Annotated in this window: 14 protein-coding genes; 5 read left to right on the plus strand and 9 right to left on the minus strand. The window is 67.8% G+C overall.

Annotated features, from left to right (window positions below):
* Positions 1-65: 65 nt before the first annotated feature.
* Positions 66-2,345, minus strand: coding sequence for an AAA family ATPase (locus ACIP98_RS35475; protein WP_401980155.1), 2,280 nt, complete (start codon positions 2,343-2,345; stop codon positions 66-68).
* A gap of 326 nt (positions 2,346-2,671) precedes the next feature.
* On the opposite strand from ACIP98_RS35475, the gene ACIP98_RS35480 reads away from it, so the two are divergent.
* The gene (locus tag ACIP98_RS35480; protein WP_401980158.1) at positions 2,672-3,028 is read left to right on the plus strand and encodes a nuclear transport factor 2 family protein; all 357 of its coding nucleotides are present in this window, start codon (positions 2,672-2,674) and stop codon (positions 3,026-3,028) included.
* A 648-nt stretch (positions 3,029-3,676) separates the two neighbouring features.
* Here ACIP98_RS35480 and ACIP98_RS35485 read toward each other — a convergent pair.
* From ACIP98_RS35485 to ACIP98_RS35495, 3 genes are all read right to left on the minus strand, one after another.
* Complete coding sequence (locus ACIP98_RS35485; protein ID WP_401959002.1) at positions 3,677-4,504, minus strand: alpha/beta fold hydrolase; 828 nt, start codon at positions 4,502-4,504, stop codon at positions 3,677-3,679.
* 54 nt (positions 4,505-4,558) lie between these two features.
* Positions 4,559-5,026 carry a hypothetical protein gene (locus ACIP98_RS35490; RefSeq protein WP_401980160.1) on the minus strand — a complete coding sequence of 156 codons (468 nt, stop codon included), beginning with the start codon at positions 5,024-5,026 and terminating at the stop codon, positions 4,559-4,561.
* Between the two features lie 165 nt (positions 5,027-5,191).
* Positions 5,192-5,452: a hypothetical protein gene (locus ACIP98_RS35495; protein WP_401980162.1), complete on the minus strand. Its 261-nt coding sequence runs from the start codon at positions 5,450-5,452 to the stop codon at positions 5,192-5,194.
* 883 nt (positions 5,453-6,335) lie between these two features.
* On the opposite strand from ACIP98_RS35495, the gene ACIP98_RS35500 reads away from it, so the two are divergent.
* Positions 6,336-8,297 (plus strand): N-acetylmuramoyl-L-alanine amidase, encoded by a 1,962-nt coding sequence (locus ACIP98_RS35500; protein WP_401980165.1) that lies wholly within the window; start codon positions 6,336-6,338, stop codon positions 8,295-8,297.
* Between the two features lie 351 nt (positions 8,298-8,648).
* Entirely contained in the window at positions 8,649-8,858 is a 210-nt protein-coding gene (locus ACIP98_RS35505; RefSeq protein ID WP_401980167.1) for a hypothetical protein, read from the plus strand.
* A gap of 162 nt (positions 8,859-9,020) precedes the next feature.
* Here ACIP98_RS35505 and tatC read toward each other — a convergent pair whose 3' ends face one another.
* The 5 genes from tatC to ACIP98_RS35530 form a co-directional block, all read right to left on the minus strand.
* Positions 9,021-9,821, minus strand: a complete 801-nt coding sequence (gene tatC, locus ACIP98_RS35510; RefSeq protein ID WP_401980170.1) for a twin-arginine translocase subunit TatC — start codon at positions 9,819-9,821, stop codon at positions 9,021-9,023.
* 89 nt (positions 9,822-9,910) lie between these two features.
* The gene (gene tatA / locus ACIP98_RS35515) at positions 9,911-10,165 is read right to left on the minus strand and encodes a Sec-independent protein translocase subunit TatA (RefSeq protein WP_401980172.1); all 255 of its coding nucleotides are present in this window, start codon (positions 10,163-10,165) and stop codon (positions 9,911-9,913) included.
* 158 nt (positions 10,166-10,323) lie between these two features.
* The gene (locus tag ACIP98_RS35520; protein WP_401980174.1) at positions 10,324-10,725 is read right to left on the minus strand and encodes a Sec-independent protein translocase subunit TatB; all 402 of its coding nucleotides are present in this window, start codon (positions 10,723-10,725) and stop codon (positions 10,324-10,326) included.
* Between the two features lie 143 nt (positions 10,726-10,868).
* Positions 10,869-12,074 (minus strand): epoxide hydrolase family protein, encoded by a 1,206-nt coding sequence (locus ACIP98_RS35525; RefSeq protein ID WP_401980177.1) that lies wholly within the window; start codon positions 12,072-12,074, stop codon positions 10,869-10,871.
* A gap of 269 nt (positions 12,075-12,343) precedes the next feature.
* Positions 12,344-13,780 carry an MFS transporter gene (locus ACIP98_RS35530; protein WP_401980179.1) on the minus strand — a complete coding sequence of 479 codons (1,437 nt, stop codon included), beginning with the start codon at positions 13,778-13,780 and terminating at the stop codon, positions 12,344-12,346.
* Positions 13,781-13,966: 186 nt separating this feature from the next.
* Here ACIP98_RS35530 and ACIP98_RS35535 point away from each other — a divergent pair, with 186 nt between their 5' ends.
* Together ACIP98_RS35535 and ACIP98_RS35540 are read left to right on the plus strand one after the other, a co-directional pair.
* Positions 13,967-14,662: a TetR/AcrR family transcriptional regulator gene (locus ACIP98_RS35535; protein ID WP_401980180.1), complete on the plus strand. Its 696-nt coding sequence runs from the start codon at positions 13,967-13,969 to the stop codon at positions 14,660-14,662.
* A 20-nt stretch (positions 14,663-14,682) separates the two neighbouring features.
* Positions 14,683-14,850: a hypothetical protein gene (locus tag ACIP98_RS35540; RefSeq protein WP_401980183.1), complete on the plus strand. Its 168-nt coding sequence runs from the start codon at positions 14,683-14,685 to the stop codon at positions 14,848-14,850.
* Positions 14,851-15,232 lie beyond the last annotated feature (382 nt).

The raw sequence follows: 15,232 nt of genomic DNA on the forward strand, positions 1-15,232 counted from the left end.
TGTGGCGGGTGCTGTCCACAACAGAAGGCGTAACGCAGCGGCGAACGAATTGTGCGTGGTGGGCGTCACACCTGCCAGCCGCCGGGTCCGCCGGGAGCCGGCTGGTAACGGAGGAGGCGTCCCGTCCGCAGGGACGCCCGCAGGTGGGCGCCCGCGAGAGGCGCGGCGGCCTCAATGCGCTCGATGGTCCTCCACAGCGCCCGCGTGGCGCTGACGCGGGCGCGTTCGGCCTCGTTTCCGTGAGCACGGGGGCGCCCGCCGAGACCAGCGGCGCGCCGGAGCTCGGCGAGGAGCGCTCCACGCTCCGCCTGGACGGCTGCCGCGGCGTCGCCATCACCGGCCCGGTCGGCGGCATCAAGCTGATCGTCAAGCGCGGCGAGACGCCGGCGGTAGGAGGCGCGGGCCGCATCGTCCAGCAACGGATCGGTCGGCGGGACCGCCAGCCCGGAACCGCCCGCAACCAGGTCGAGCGCGAGGATCTCCTGGCCGGGCACCGCCAACAGCGCACGCAGGTAGCGTGGTCCGCGCCCGTCGGGCACGCGCGCTGTCTCAGCGCCGGCCTCCAGCCGCCAGTCGTGTCCATCGGGTAGCCAGCGCCACTGGTCGGCGGGCGCAGGAACCGGCGGCAGGGCTGAGAGGAGACCGCCCATGCCCAGCCGTGTGGCGATCGACCGGGCCCGGTCGACGTCCTCGCCCGCTCGTTCCCGGTCCCCGGGCCGGCCACGCCGTGTGAGTACCTCCGCGCGCGCCGCCAGGGTCCAGGCGAGCCAGGGGAGCGTTCCGAGGCGACGGGAGAGGTCCGCGGCCTCGTCCAAGTGGCCGAGGGCATCATCCGGCCGGTCGAGGCGTGCTGCCAAGCGGCCCAGGTAGTCGTCGACGGGTCCGGTGATCGTGTTGGCTCCGCCCCACACAACGAGTCGTCCCTGGTAGGGGAGCAGCGACTCGTAAAGGTCGGTGGCGGCCACCGCGCTCCCGGTACGTGAGGCGACTGCCGCGAGGTCTGCCAGTGCGCCGATCCATCGCGGGCCGGTGCCGGCGAGGACCGACGGCAGCAGCCGTTCCAGCTCAAGGCCGGCCTCGACGTCGCGTCCGGACTCGAGCATCGACCGCGCCGCTGTCGCCTCGAAGAAGTGCCCGGGCAGTCTGCGGGCCATCCTCTGCCATGGCTCGACGCGGGTATCGGCACGGCCTCGCATGACGTCCAGCTGATGTCGCACCGAACCGGCCAGCCGTTCGGTGTCGCTCACCCCCGCCTTGCGGCCAGCAACGAGCACTTGGTGTGCCAGTGCGTCAGCCTCCTCGAACCGGCCGCGAATCGTGGCGAGCATCGCCTGCCGCGCCAGTGCAACCACGCGGGCATCGGTGCGACCGGCCTGTTCCGCGGCGCCCACATAGACGCTGAGTGCCGCCTCGGCCGCCGTCAGGTCTCCGGCCTCGGCATGCGCCACGAAGCGCCAGAACAGGCCGCGGCACTCGGCCGCCGCGTCACCCGCCCGCCGGGCCTCCGTGACGATTTCCTCGGCCGTGGCCAGGCGTTCCGCCGTGGCGGCCGGGTCCCACAGCGCGTGCAACCGGCTGTCGAGGACCTCAGCAAGAGTGCCCGGGTCACCGGAGGCCCGGGCCAGACCGAGAGCCGTGTTCGCCAGGTCGCGGCGACGCGCGGCAGCCGAGGTGTCGGCGAGCAGTTCACGTGCGAGCCGCGCCAGTACCCGGGCGCGGTCGCCCGGCGTGAGCGGCCGTTCTGCGGCCGACTCCAGCAACCGGACGAGCCCGAGGTCGAGTTCGAGGAACTGGGTCCGCGAGGGGGCCACCAGTGCGAGATGAACCACCGGGTCGACGTCACCGTCGAGGCCCGAGAGCTGCCCGGACAGGCGGAGCGCGTGACCGGGCAGCCCGCCGGATACCAGCCACAGTGCGTGGACGGCGTCGCGCGGCAGTCCGGGCACCAGCGCGGCAAACTCCGCGCCCGACAGACCACCGAGCCTCAGCTCGGCCGCGCTCCCGGAGTACTCCCGCGCAGTGACCAACAGCGCGCGCGGAGCCAACGGCACCTCGGAGCCGAGGCCTATGAGATCGGGCTCCTCGACTGCGCCTACGTCGGCCAGCACGAGCACCGGCTCGTCCGGACGGCCCGGCGACGTACGGGGCGCGGCGTGCGCGCGGTCACCCGCGTACGCGACCCGGATCCCTCGATCAGCGGCCAATGCAGCGGCGGCCGCCAGCAGTGCGGTCTTCCCCACTCCCGAGGGGCCGGTGATGACCAAGTGCTCGCTGAGCCCGGCAGTCAACCGGTCGAGCAGAACCCTGAGGGCCGATAGCTCTCGGTCACGACCAATGAGGGACATGCGCCAGCTTAACCGGCCGCGACGTGAGGCGTCCGATGGGTGATGTGGCGTTTTGTCTGCGGACCTCGACGACCACGCCTGTGGTCAAGCCGCGCAGGCTGCGTAGTGGGACGCCTTCGCCCCGGTGTGCCGCAGGGTTGAGGCAGCGCAAGGCGTGGAAGCGGCTGGTGCACCCATGCGAAGGCACTCTTAACATTGAAGCCGCTGGCTTCTGTACAGCACTTTCGGGGCTGCAGTGACGTGCGCATGGCGGGCCGGGTATCGGCCTCGTCCTCCACCGCTGAGTCGCACCGCGGACCGTTTCCCCTGGCGCAAAGGAGAACCCCGTGACCCAGAACCCGACGCCGATCGACCCTGCCGACCTGCCCGAACCGATCACGCGCTACCTGACAGGCCGCGCCGCCAAGGACGCCGCCGCTGCCGCGCAGGGCTTCGCACCGGACGCCTTTGTCACAGACGACGGACACACCTATGAGGGAGCCGAGGCCATCAACCTATGGCTCCGGCGGACCGACACCGAGTACACCTACACGGTCACGCTCGCCGGCGCCGAACAGGACGCCCACAACCGATACACCGTCCACCAGCACCTCGAAGGGAACTTCCCTGGAGGTAAGGCCGACCTGCGCTGCCGTTTCGTTCTGGCCCATGGACTGATCAGCGAACTGAGCATCGCCCCCTGACCGGCCGCCCGCCACCCCACATACACCCGGCCCCCTGGCTGGGGTGGTGGGGCTTCGTCGAGTGAACGCCCGGCGGCCGGACGCCTGCTTTCGGAGAGGACGACCTATGGGGCGGCATGACCAAGCGGGAACGCCGGGTGCTCCTCCGGCTCCGACCGACCGTGGAGTATTGAGCGCACTGTCGGAGGCGGCTCGCCGGGAGCACCTGCAGTCCGGGGCCGGCCTGCACAGCGGGTAAGCCCTTCGGTAAACGGGCTGATCTGTACAGCCGGCTGAAGCGGGACAGCGCAGAGGACGATCCACAGTATTGCTCTGCTGCGGAGGCTGCTGGAGAGGGCCTGCTTCTCCTTCTATGCGTGACTCGCCAATGATGACAGGACGCACTGGCCGAGGAAGGCCGCTGATGCGCCGGCCTGATATTCATCGTGCTATGCGTGCGCGAACGCAGCGTCAGCGATGTCACCTGGCGCAAGTCCCGTAGTCTGACCTGCTTGGCGGAACCGACAGCGGCAGCCCTGTGGCAGACCCGCCCCCGTTGCTACCCGCGAGGCGTCGGCTAGCCGACGGCGGACCACCACCGCACCAGCTTGGTCGTGAGTCGTCAGCCGCCATGGATTCCAAGGCGACAGCTCTCGCCATGCACAGTTCTCAGCTTTGTGCAAAGTTCAGCAGGTCGGCGTTGAACCGTTCGGCGAACTTGGGCACCATCGCCAGCCCATGCGGGGCTCCCTCATACACCTTGTATACCGCTTCCCTGACCAGCTTCGAGCTCTTGGCGCCCGCAGCCACGATGGGGACGATCTGATCGTCGTCACCGTGCACGATCAGTGTCGGCACGTCGATCTTCTTGAGGTCCTCGGTGGTGTCCGTCTCAGAGAACGCTTTGACACAGTCGTAGGCCCCCTTGATACCTACCGTCATGCCCCACAACCAGAACTCATCGCGGGTGCCTTGGCTGACGGTCGAGCCTTCGCGGTTCGCGCCGTAGAACGGGCCACTGAGGTCCTTGTAGAACTGAGATCTGTCCTTGGCGACGCCCTCGCGGATCTCGTCGAAGACCTCGATCGGGAGGCCCTCGGGATTTGCCTGCGTCTTCAGCATCAACGGGGGGATGGCGCCCAGCAGGACCGCCTTGGCCACCCGTCCCGTCCCGTGCCGCCCCATGTAACGTGCGACCTCGCCACCACCGGTCGAATGCCCAACCAGGATGACGTCGCGCAGGTCGAGTCCCTCGATCACGGCCGCCAGGTCGTCGGCGTAGGTGTCCAGGTCGTTACCGTCCCATGGCTGGCCGGAACGCCCGCCGCCACGACGGTCGTGGGCGACAGCCCGGAAGCCGTGGTCGACCATCCACTTCATCTGGGGGTCCCAGGCGTCCGCAGTGAGCGGCCACCCGTGGGAGAACACGACGGGCTGGCCCGTCCCCCAGTCCTTGAAGAAGATCTGGGTTCCGTCCTGGGCTGTTGTATACGGCATGATCCTGAGCCTTTCTCGCTCCAGTGGGAAGGCGGGGTTCCGAAGCGTCGCCAGTCAGGCCGAACCCAGAGAGTTGGGAAGACTGCCACTCTCGAACGGTAGTCTGGCGGCCAGGACGTGGCACCTTGAAGATGTGCCCCCCTGCCGCTCGCGGGAGGTGCGGTTTTGTCGACCGGCTTCATCGGGTAAGACGAGCCGCCGGCGCTCCGGTGACCAGGACGGCGGCAACCGGATCTCCTCGTCATGGTCCATCAGCAGCGGGAAGCGGTCGTGCCACCACATGCCCTGCGTCGAGGACCGGCTGCTCTGAGGGCTCTGCGGTTTGATCGGCCCTGTCGCCGCGAGGTACCGGGCATCCCATCGCTCGATCACGGTCTGACACAGCGCCCGCAGGGCGGGAGTGAGGAGGAGCAAGGCCGCGTCCAGCCAATCACGGCAACCGAGATCGCTGTAGTACTCCCAGATCCATGTCGTGTCGAAGCCTGCCTCAACACCGACGACGAAGTCCTGCCAGGACCCCATCTGGCGGAAGAGGGTCGGGGAGGAAACAAACGAGCCTGCAAGCAGACGTTGAGCGCGATCAGCTGACGCTCACCAGACGCTCATCGTGCCTGGCGAGCGGCAGACGCCAGCCTCCCGCCCTCAAGCGTCCTGCACCACTCGTGAGAGCCCGAGGCTCACCGCGTGTCATTCGGGCGACACTGCGAACTCCCAGTCGTATGAGTACCGGTTCAGGCGTTCCATGATGTGTCCCCGGCCCGCTGCATCGGCGAGATGGAGCAACGTGACGTGTGGGCGTCCGCCGACGCTGGCGCAGACGATGTCCCCGGCGTCGACGCGGATGCCGGCCGCGGCAAGTTCGGCAAGCACGGCGTCACGTAGGGCGTTCATCCTGAGAGGGACCTTGGTGGCCTTACCTACATCGGTGAGAGGAAGCGCGTCGAGCACGGTGACAGCGTTGGGCACCGCGGCCTCTTCATGAACGGACTGCCGAGCATGCGCGAGGAGTTCGTCGGGGGTGGTGATCGCTCAGCACTTTCGCGTCATCGCCGACAAAGGCCCCCAACCCGAGGGGATTTTCCCTGAGGGGAAAAGGAACTCACCGAATCAGCACACGGGCTCAGTGACCTGCAAGTGTCGACGTGCCATGGGCAGGCTGACGGAACCGACAGCATGCCCTGTGAGCAGGTGGCGAGGCAATGGGTATTCTTTCCCATTCGGAATCTGTCCAGGTGTCAATAGGGCGCGAGCGGGGTCGCGGGACGGAAGGAAGCCGAATATGTGATGGGGCCCGCTCACTGGCTCCCGGCTGTCGAGACGTCGGTGCCGGCGGCACTCCACCGACGGAGGCGAGAAACACCGGGCGGCCGCCGCCATCCCTCGATCAACCCGCCCATTCGCGTGCATGATCACGCGAGCGTAGCCCGGGCACGCGGACAGGCGTGGTGGTGGCCGGGATACGAAGCCGACCACGCCATGCACGCCTGTGGCCGAACCGGGCGGTACCTGCCCTTCCATCCCTGCTGGCCGTAGTCGCGCGGCTCAGCCGGGCGAATGACGCTACGGGGCACAACAACACGGACGGCCGCGGAGGCCGGTTGGGACCCCAGAGCCTGCGGGTCTGGGTATTTTGGTGTACCCGCGATGACAGGAGAATAGGGATTTATCCCAATGTCGCGAGCGGTTGTACCTGACACCATGATTGGAAGCTGGGACGCTTACGCAACCAGATTGGTTGTCTCCACAGCCCGAACTTTGCGATTTCGGAAGTTCTGATCTATGGGAGCGGTGGGCATTTATTTGTTCCACCGACTTAACTCGGGGATTTTGCATGACAAGAGAAATAGCTGTACGCCGACGACGTGCCTTGCGGCGGAGTCCCGGCGTGCTGGTGGCCGCTGGTCTACTGGCAGTTGTCGGTGCGGTCGCCGTTCCTTTCACCGCCCAGGCCAGCGGCGGGCACGCTCCGGCGGACTTGGCACGCCAGGGGGACTTCGCCGCCGCGGCGGCGGAGTTCCATGTGCCGGCGCGGGTGCTGCTGGCGGTGGCATATCAGGAATCGGCATGGGACACGCACGCCGGGCAGCACAGCGTGAGTGGCGGCTACGGTCCGATGCATCTGACGGACGTGACGCCCTCGATGCTGGCCGGCGGTGACTCGGGGACGGCCGGGCGTAGGGACGTGGCGAAGCTCGCCGCGGATCCCGCGCTCCACACGCTGGAGGCGGCCGCGAAGCTGACGGGCCTGCCAGCGTGGCAGCTGCGTTCGGACGCGGCGGCCAACATCCGCGGCGGCGCCGCCCTGCTGGCCTCTTACCAGAGGGCCACGGCCGGGGACACCTCAGCCGATCCGGGCGACTGGTACGGCGCGGTGGCCCGTTACAGCCAGTCCGCGCAGCGCCAGGGCGCCCGCGCCTTCGCCGACCGGGTCTTCGCCACCCTGCACCAGGGCGCCATGCGCACGACGGCGGACGGCCAGCGAATCAGCCTGACCGCCGGCCCGCAGGTCCGGCCCGCCACCGGCCAGTTGGCGAAGCTGCACCTGGCGTCGTCAGCGGCGACGGACACCGAGTGCCCGGCCACCGTGAACTGCACGTTCGTTCCGGCCGCCCCGTCCAACGGGCAGGTGTCCAACCGGCCCGCCAACGGCATCCGGATCGACTCGATCGTCATCCACGACACCGAGTCCTCTTATGCCTCGGCCATAGCCACCTTCCAGGCCCCCGGCGGCAGCGCCTCGCACTACGTGATGCGGTCGGCTGACGGCGCGGTCACCCAGATGGTGCCGACCAAGGATCTCGCCTTCCATGCAGGCAACTACTCGACCAACATGCACTCCATCGGCATCGAGCACGAGGGGTACGCGGCCCACGGCGCGACCTGGTACACCGAAGCCCAGTACCAGGCCACCGCGGATCTCGTGACGTACCTGGCCGGCCGCTTCGGCATCCCGCTGGACCGGCAGCACATCCTCGGCCATGACAACGTTGTCGGTCCGACGTCCGCGACGGTCTCCGGCATGCACTGGGACCCGGGCCCGTCCTGGGACTGGGAGCACTTCATGGACCTGCTCGGCGCCCCGGTCACAGGCGAGCACGGCGTCGGCGACTGGGGCACCGTGGTGACCATCGCTCCCGGCTTCGCGGACAACCGGCAGACCGTCCAGATCTGCCCCTCCGACGACCCGACCGGCGCCACCACCGCCTGCACCAAGGTCACCCAGCCGTCGAACTTCGTCTACCTGCGCACCGCCCCCAGCGACACCGCACCGCTGTTCGGCGACAGGGCGATCCACTCCGGCGCCGCCGGCACCGACCGCATCAACGACTGGGGCAGCACCGCCCAGGCCGGGCAGCAGTTCGTCGTCGCCGGCGAGGACGGTGACTGGACCGCGATCTGGTACAGCGGCTCCAAGGTCTGGTTCCACAACCCCGGCGGCGTCAACACCGTCCCCGCGCGTGGCGTGACCATCATCCACAGTGGCCAGACCCCCATCACGCCGCCGGTGAAGGTCTACGGCTCCAGCTACCCCGATGCCGCCGAGTACCCCGCGGGCCTGTCTCCCTCCACTCAGGCGCCGCTGAGCATGTACACCATCCCGTCGGGCCAGGCCTACGTCGCCACCTCGGCCCCCGCCCTGACCGACGACTACTTCAAGTCCTCCGGCACTGTCGTCTTCGGCGCCAAGAAGATGTACACGATCCAGTACAACCACCGCACCGCCCTGGTCTACGCCGGCGATGTGACCGCGACGGCCAGTCCGTCGCAGAACGCCTCCGGCTCCGGTCGCTGAGGAAGTAACCGCCGGGGGCGGGCCCACGAGGTATGACTTCCGGGCCCCGCCCCCGGCACCTGCACCATCGATCCACAGCACGACCTTGGGAGCACACCCGTGCGGAAAGCACTCCTGTCCGCCGTACTCGCCACCGCCGCCGCCACCGCGCTCGCCGCCTTCGCCGTCGCGCGTTCGCACGGATCCGAAGCCGGCGAACCGGCGGACACCGCGAGCGGCCTGCGCGTCGGTGCCACCTGCTCGTCCGACTTTGCCTTTGCCGCCGATGTCTCGTGCGGGTTGGCGCGTTTCGGAGATGTCCGTCGGCACTGTCCCGCTACGCGCACCACTCACTGCCCTCGGACCCGCTCGGTGACGCTGAAGAACACGGGCCGGACACCGGTGCAGCTCGTGGCGATCAGCGGTTCGGCGCCCGGCGAACGCCACGAGACCGTCTCCCGCACCCTCCGTGCCGGCGCGTGGGAGGTCATGGGGCCACGAGCGGGCGACTTCTTCCTGCTCGACATCGTCCTGCGCTCGGACAGCGGCCGGGCGAAGGTGACCGTCACCGGTCTGTCCTGACCCCTTCCCCACGCGACTGGAGACGTCACAGGCCCAGCAGCGCCTGCTCCACGACCTCCGTGAGAGCGGAGTGCGTAGCCCTGGGCATTCAGCGGCATTGGGCGATCTGGCGTCCGACGGCAGAAGGGTGACGCTGGGTCAAGTGAGACCAACAGCCCAGCTCTACCGTGATGAAGCCACTTCGAGCGAGGCGAACTCGGTGTTGTCCATGCCGTCGTGGGTGCGGCGTACGCGGCGGCGGTCGTGAGCCCATGCCACAGCGCAGGCGGCGAAGTAGAGGAGGCTCAGAGGGGCGGCGAGCAGCAGCATGGTGAGTGGGTCTGTGCTGGGTGTGGCGATGGCGGCGAAGACCGTGATCGCCATGATCATGACGCGCCACCAGCCGATCATCCGCCGTGCGGAGATCACGCCACCGAAGTTCAGCAGGATGAGGAGGAGGGGGAGTTCGAAGGAGAGACCGAAGACGACGATGAAGCGGGTGGCGAGGTTGAGGAAGTCGTCGACCGGGAGCATGTTGGTGGTGTGAGCTGGTGTGAAGGAGATGAGCACCCGGGCCGTGGTCGGCAGGAGCCAGTACGCCAGGGCGGCTCCCGAGAGGAAGAGCGGGATGCCGGCGCCCAGGAAGGCCAGGGTGTACTTCTTCTCATTGCGGTGCAGCCCTGGGGCGATGAACGCCCACAGTTGGTAGAGCCAGACCGGACTCGCTGCGATGACGCCCGCGGTGATCGACACCTTCAGTGCGAGCGTGAAGGGGGAGAGCAGGCCGTTGAGGGCGATGACTCCGCAATGCCCTGCCGGCGCCGCCCCGGCCAGTTGGCCGGGGGTGCAGCCGGGCAGGGGGGCGATGAGGAATCCGATGAGTTGCTTGTAGAAGAAGGCAGCGCCTGCGGTGACGAGGAGGATCGCTCCGATGCCTTTGACCAGGCGGTTCCTCAGTTCGCGCACGTGGTCCAGGAGCGGCATCCGGGCTTCTTCATGCGGTGTGGGGGGCATGGAGGGTCTCGGTTCCTCACGCGTGGCGCAAGCCGCACGTGATCGGTACGTGGTCGGGGTCAGTGCTCGACAAGGACGTCCTCGGGTGGGGTCTTCTGGGAGGCCGGGTGGTGGTCGGGCGTGGGCTGCAGGGTGGGGGTGGGTGACGTTCGTTCTTCGGTGGTCTCGCGTTGCATGGCCTTGGTCTCGCTCTTGAGGATGCGGAGCGATTGTCCGAACGAGCGGGCTACGTCGGGGAGTCGTTTGGCGCCGAACAGGAGCGCTACGACGGCGAGGACGAGGATGATTTCGGGAGCTCCGAGCCTGCCGAACATGGAGGGATTCCTCTCTGGAGGGTGAGGTGAAAGCCGGTGTGGTGCCGTGTTATCGGTGGAACCGGGGCGCTGCGCCTGGCGAGGAAATGGCCTGTTGGGGGGGCGGTCGGGGCGAGGTAGGTGTGGTGGCCTTCCTGGCACACATGGGCGCTGCTTGGTCAAGCGGTGCCGTCCGTCTGCCGGGCAGACGGGCCGCTGGTCGCGATGGTCGGCCGGGACTGCTCGGTCCGGAAGGTGAGTGCCGGTTCTGTCCCAGGGGTGCTGGGTGGTTCCTCTTCGAGGTCGAAGTCGGAGAGGGCTGTGGCGAGGTCCAGGGCCTCAACGGTCAGCAGGTTCTTGCGTACGAGCGTCTTGGGGTTGAGGTCCTCGATGCGCAGGTCCTGCAGTTCGGGTGGGAGTTCGCTCCGGATGCTCGCCTGCGCGCTCTGCGAGAGTTCACGTATCCGGCGCAGGGCCCGTGTGGCGTCCGACACCATCTTGGGGAGTTTGTCGGGTCCGATCAGGATGATGGCCAGCACGATCAGGGTCACGAATTCGAGAGGTCCGATGTCGAAGAACACCTGGGGTTCCCGTCTGGGAGCTTGTGGGGTGGTGCCCCCCGACCTCCGACGAGGGAGACCGGAGTGTGACTGTCGGGGTGCCTTGCTCGTCTCGATCCCTTGCCCGCCGGGCGGACCCGGCGGGCAAGTTGCCGGTGATGGGGTCAGCGAATGAGGCGGGCGAACTTGCGAAGTTCTTCGGTGAAGATCTTCGGCTGTTCGAAGGCGGCGAAGTGGCCGCCGTGCTTGGCCTCGTTCCAGTAGACGAGGTTGTGGTACGTGCGCTCTCCCCAGATCTTGGGCGCGGTGAAGATGTCCTTGGGGAAGATGGTGACGCCCACCGGCAGGTCGAGTTCGTGGCGGATGAAGGCGGAGGCGAAGCTCTCCGCGTACAGTCGGCCGGCCGACGCGGCGGTGCCCGGAAGCCAGTAGAGCATGATGTCGTCGAGCATCTCGTCGTAGGACCAGATGCTCTCCGGGTTGTGGTTGCTGTCGGTCCACAGGCCGAACTTCTCGTAGATCCAGGCGGCTTGGCCGGCGGGGGAGTCCGTCAGTCCGGTGCCGATGGTCTCGGGCGAGGTTCGCTGAACCGCGCTGTAGGCGGTGCCGTTGGCCTGGAAGTCCGCGATCTGCTGGAGGACCTTCTGCTCCTCAGGGGTGGGCGTGCCCACCAGCGGGGCGTCGAACAGGACCGGCAGGTTCAGGTGGACGCCGATGAGTTCCTTGGGCCACAGCTTGCCCATGGCCGTGGTGACGCTGGCACCCCAGTCGCCGCCCTGGGCGATGTAGCGGTCGTAGCCGAGGCGGCGCATGAGCTCGAACCATGCCTTGGCGATCCGCATGACGTCCCAGCCGTTTTCGGTGGGCTTGTCGGAGAAGCCGTAGCCGGGGAGGGAGGGGATGACAACGTGGAAGGCGTCCTCGGGACGGCCGCCGTGGGCGGTCGGGTTGGTCAGCGGGTCAATGACCTTGAGGAACTCCACCACCGATCCCGGCCATCCGTGGGTGAGGACGATCGGCGTTGCGTCCGGGTGGGGGGAGCGCACATGCAGGAAGTGGAAGCCGAGCCCGTCGATCTTCGTGCGGTACTGCCCGAGGCTGTTGAGGCGCCGCTCCAGGCGGCGCCAGTCGTACTGGGTCTCCCAGTGCTTCACGAGCCTCTGGACGCGGTGCAGGGGGGCGCCCTGCGACCAGTCCTTGACAAGCTCCTGCTCGGGCCAACGGGTGTTGCGCAGCCTGTACCTCAGGTCCTCCAGCGCGCTCTCGGGAACGTGCAGGCGGAAGGGCGTGATGGCCTCGGTCGCCGGGCGCAGCTTGCCCAGCCCGACCGGGTTTCGCTCGCCCGCCACCGCGGGCGACGCCTGCGACATCGTCCAGGGCAGCGGAGCTGCGACCGCACCGGCAACCGCTGCCGTTCGCAGCACGCCGCGACGGGTGAACTTCCCTCCTCGGCTCTCGGGTGACTGCCTGGTCGTTGCGTCATGACTCATGGAAATCTCACAGGTTCTCTCGGGGGTGCGACGCGCCCGAACGGGGCTCTCGTCGCGTGGTGGGTGCCGGACGCTGCCGGCGTCGGCCCGCGCGTGCGTGGGCCGGTAAGCGCAGTCGATTGCGGTGGCTGCTCTCGCCGGCTGCGGCGTTACACGAGGGCCGGCTGCCGCTTCCGGATAGCCGCGGGCAGGGACAGCACCAGGACGGCGGCAGCAGCGATCAAGGGCACCAGCAGGGCTGCGTGGTAGCCATGCATGGCGCCATGGGCGCCGGGGCGGGCAACGGCCTGGTTGACCGCCGTGGTGACAGCCACCAGCAGGGCAGTACCGAACTGGGCCGATGACTGGAACAGGCCGCTGGCAACGCCCTGCCGCTCGGGTGCGACACCGGCTGTGGCGCTGATGCTCAGCGTGCTGAAGCACACGGCAAAGGCGATGCCGATGAGGGCGAACGTGGGGAAGAGAGCCGGCCAGTAGCCGGAGGTGAGACCGAGGGGAAGCAGCAGGCCGTAAGCCACGACGGTGAGCACGAGGCCGAAGGAGAGGACGCGGGGGACTCCGAAGCGGCCGATCAGCTTCTCCATCCGGGGAGCGACGAACAGGCCGAGAACGCCGCAGGGCCAGAATGCGGCTGCGGTGGTCAGGGCGGACCAGCCGCGGGTCTCCTGCATATAGAGGGTGGCCATGAACTGTGCTGCTGCCCAGCCTCCGACGAACGCCATCACACCGAGGTTGGCGCGGACCCGCGGCCAGGAGGCCAGCAGACCAAGCGGGAGCAGCGGTGACTGCTGTCGGCGCTCGATGGCCACGAAGACAGCCAGCAGGGCAACGACGGCCAGCAATGAGAGCAGGGTGCGCGGAGCACCCCAGCCGACGCCCGGAGCCTCGGTGAGTGTGAAGACCAGAAGCAGCATGGCGAGGGTGATCGCAGCCGCCCCGGGAAGGTCCATGCTGCCGCGGCTACTGCTACCACGGTGGTCAGCGGGAATGAGCCTGGGCGCGGCCAGCAGGATCAGCCCCGAGACGATGGTGGGCATGATGAACACCCATCGCCAGCCGACCTCACTGAGCAGGCCACCGGATATCAGACCGAAGGTGAAGCCGGCCGCCCCGGTGGAGGAGTAGATGGACAGAGCCCGGTTGCGCACCGGCCCCTCAGGGAAGCTCGTCAAGATGATCGCCAGGCCCGCCGGCGCGGTGAAGCCGGCGGATACACCCTTCAGGAAGCGGCTGGCGATCAGCATCGTGCCGCTGGTCGCGAAACCTCCGAGTCCGGACATCAGAAAGAACACGATCAGTGCGATCAGGAACACCTTGCGGCGTCCGAGGAGGTCAGCCGCGCGACCGCCCAGCAGGAGAAACCCGCCGAAGCCCAGAACGTAGCCGGAAACCACCCACTGGAGCTGGCTGATCGACATGTGCAGCGCCTGCTGCACCGTAGGCAGCGCTACTGCGACCATCGAGGTGTCCAGTGCGTCAAGGAAAAACGCGGCACACAGGACGGCCAGCAACCCCGCGGCAGCGCCGCCCAATTTCGCGGATGTGGCTGCGCTTCCTGCCACTGAAGTCTTTTCTGCAGTACTCATGTCGCCGAATATAGCGTCGATACATGGAGCCGATACAAACGTTTAGCGGGTGAGCGTTGTCACATTCGACGCCGAGAGGGAGGCGAGTCGGGCACTCGCGACACAGGGTCTGGTCAGGGGTGGCACACCCCTGGGCGCCCGCCGGCCATGAGAATGGAGCGCTGATACATCATGTAATGTAGCTGCATGTCAAAAACCTCTGCCCGTGATCGCCTCCTGCTGGCGGGAGCCCAGCTGCTGGAGCAAACCGAGGTCGGTGACGTCTCCACTCGCGCCATTTGCGAGCTGGCAGGCGTGCAGGCGCCCACCCTCTACCACCACTTCGGGAGCAAGCAGCGGCTCTTGGACGAGGTGGTCAGTCACGGCTTCCGTGACTTCCTGGCCACGTACGCGGCAGAGGACGCATCCCCGGATCCCCTCCAGGCGATCCGTGACGGATGGGACATCCATGTGCGATTCGGTGTCGAGCATCCGACGTTCTACGCCTACATCTATGCCCGTGTGAGCACAGGAGCGCGCTGCGGCGTCGTGAGTGAGGTGGAGGCGATGCTCCTCAAAGCTCTCGAGCCGGCCGCTCGGCAGGGCCTGCTGACCGTGACCCCCACTGTTGCCGCTGCCGAGATCCTCGCGGCAAGTACGGGGGTGATCATGACGCTGATCACCACGCCTGAAACGGAACGTGACCCGCTACTGTCCACCCGTGTGCGTGACGCGATCCGCGTGGCGGTGACCGTTCAGCACCCTCGCGAAGGTGGCGGTCAGAGCGTGACACCAGCTTCTGCAGCGGTGGCCCTGTTGTCCGTACTGGACGACGCCGACGCGGTGCTGAGCGACACGGAACGGGCACTGCTACGCGAATGGCTGGCACGTCTGGTGTCTTGAGTCGTTTCGGGTATCCGGCGATGCGTGCGAAGATCTGCCGTCCAGGCAAAGGGTTTCGGGTCGTCGTTCCAGGTCAAGGTGCGGCAGATCACCTGAACGCCGAACCGTTCGTGATGGACATCGATGAATCGGATCGGCGCGGCGGCTTCGGGCCGCGTTCCGAGGCGAAAAAACGGCCGCAGCCTTGAGGATCTCATTGGCCTGCCGCAGCTGGGCGGCGTCTTCCCCCAGCTCCCTGATCCGCTCGCGCTCCTGCTGGGCAGCAACCGCCTGTGGATCGGCCCGGGACTCTGTCTTCTTCACCCGGTGCCGCAGTGCCTCGGGAGGAATCCCGAGAAGATCCCGACCTCCCGGATGATCCCCGACATCTCTGGCAATTGCTTCTGCTTCTCGGTGACCATCCGCACGGCCCCCGCTCGGTCAGCTCCGTCGGGTACTTCCTCTGCGCCGACGCGAGCGTGTCCCTCCAAGGTTCAGCGCTCTGCGCCGAACCCGGTGCGATTCAACCACGGGAGTGCGGTGGGCGTACTCGCCGCTTTCGGGCCCGCCTTCGATTCGCTTCTCGCGCAG

Origin of the sequence: Streptomyces sp. NPDC088354 (assembly GCF_044753585.1) — a bacterium.
In the GTDB taxonomy this organism is placed as follows: Bacteria; Actinomycetota; Actinomycetes; order Streptomycetales; family Streptomycetaceae; genus Actinacidiphila.

What these genes read in the sequence shown, in the direction of transcription:
- tatA (WP_401980172.1), bottom strand. Translation starts at nt 10,165, where the DNA reads ATGTTCGGCAGGCTCGGAGCTCCCGAAATCATCCTCGTCCTCGCCGTC.
- ACIP98_RS35500 (WP_401980165.1), top strand. Translation starts at nt 6,336, where the DNA reads ATGACAAGAGAAATAGCTGTACGCCGACGACGTGCCTTGCGGCGGAGT.
- ACIP98_RS35540 (WP_401980183.1), top strand. Translation starts at nt 14,683, where the DNA reads ATGCGTGCGAAGATCTGCCGTCCAGGCAAAGGGTTTCGGGTCGTCGTT.
- ACIP98_RS35485 (WP_401959002.1), bottom strand. Translation starts at nt 4,504, where the DNA reads ATGCCGTATACAACAGCCCAGGACGGAACCCAGATCTTCTTCAAGGAC.
- ACIP98_RS35490 (WP_401980160.1), bottom strand. Translation starts at nt 5,026, where the DNA reads ATGGGGTCCTGGCAGGACTTCGTCGTCGGTGTTGAGGCAGGCTTCGAC.
- ACIP98_RS35475 (WP_401980155.1), bottom strand. Translation starts at nt 2,345, where the DNA reads ATGTCCCTCATTGGTCGTGACCGAGAGCTATCGGCCCTCAGGGTTCTG.
- ACIP98_RS35535 (WP_401980180.1), top strand. Translation starts at nt 13,967, where the DNA reads ATGTCAAAAACCTCTGCCCGTGATCGCCTCCTGCTGGCGGGAGCCCAG.
- ACIP98_RS35525 (WP_401980177.1), bottom strand. Translation starts at nt 12,074, where the DNA reads ATGTCGCAGGCGTCGCCCGCGGTGGCGGGCGAGCGAAACCCGGTCGGG.
- tatC (WP_401980170.1), bottom strand. Translation starts at nt 9,821, where the DNA reads ATGCCGCTCCTGGACCACGTGCGCGAACTGAGGAACCGCCTGGTCAAA.
- ACIP98_RS35530 (WP_401980179.1), bottom strand. Translation starts at nt 13,780, where the DNA reads ATGAGTACTGCAGAAAAGACTTCAGTGGCAGGAAGCGCAGCCACATCC.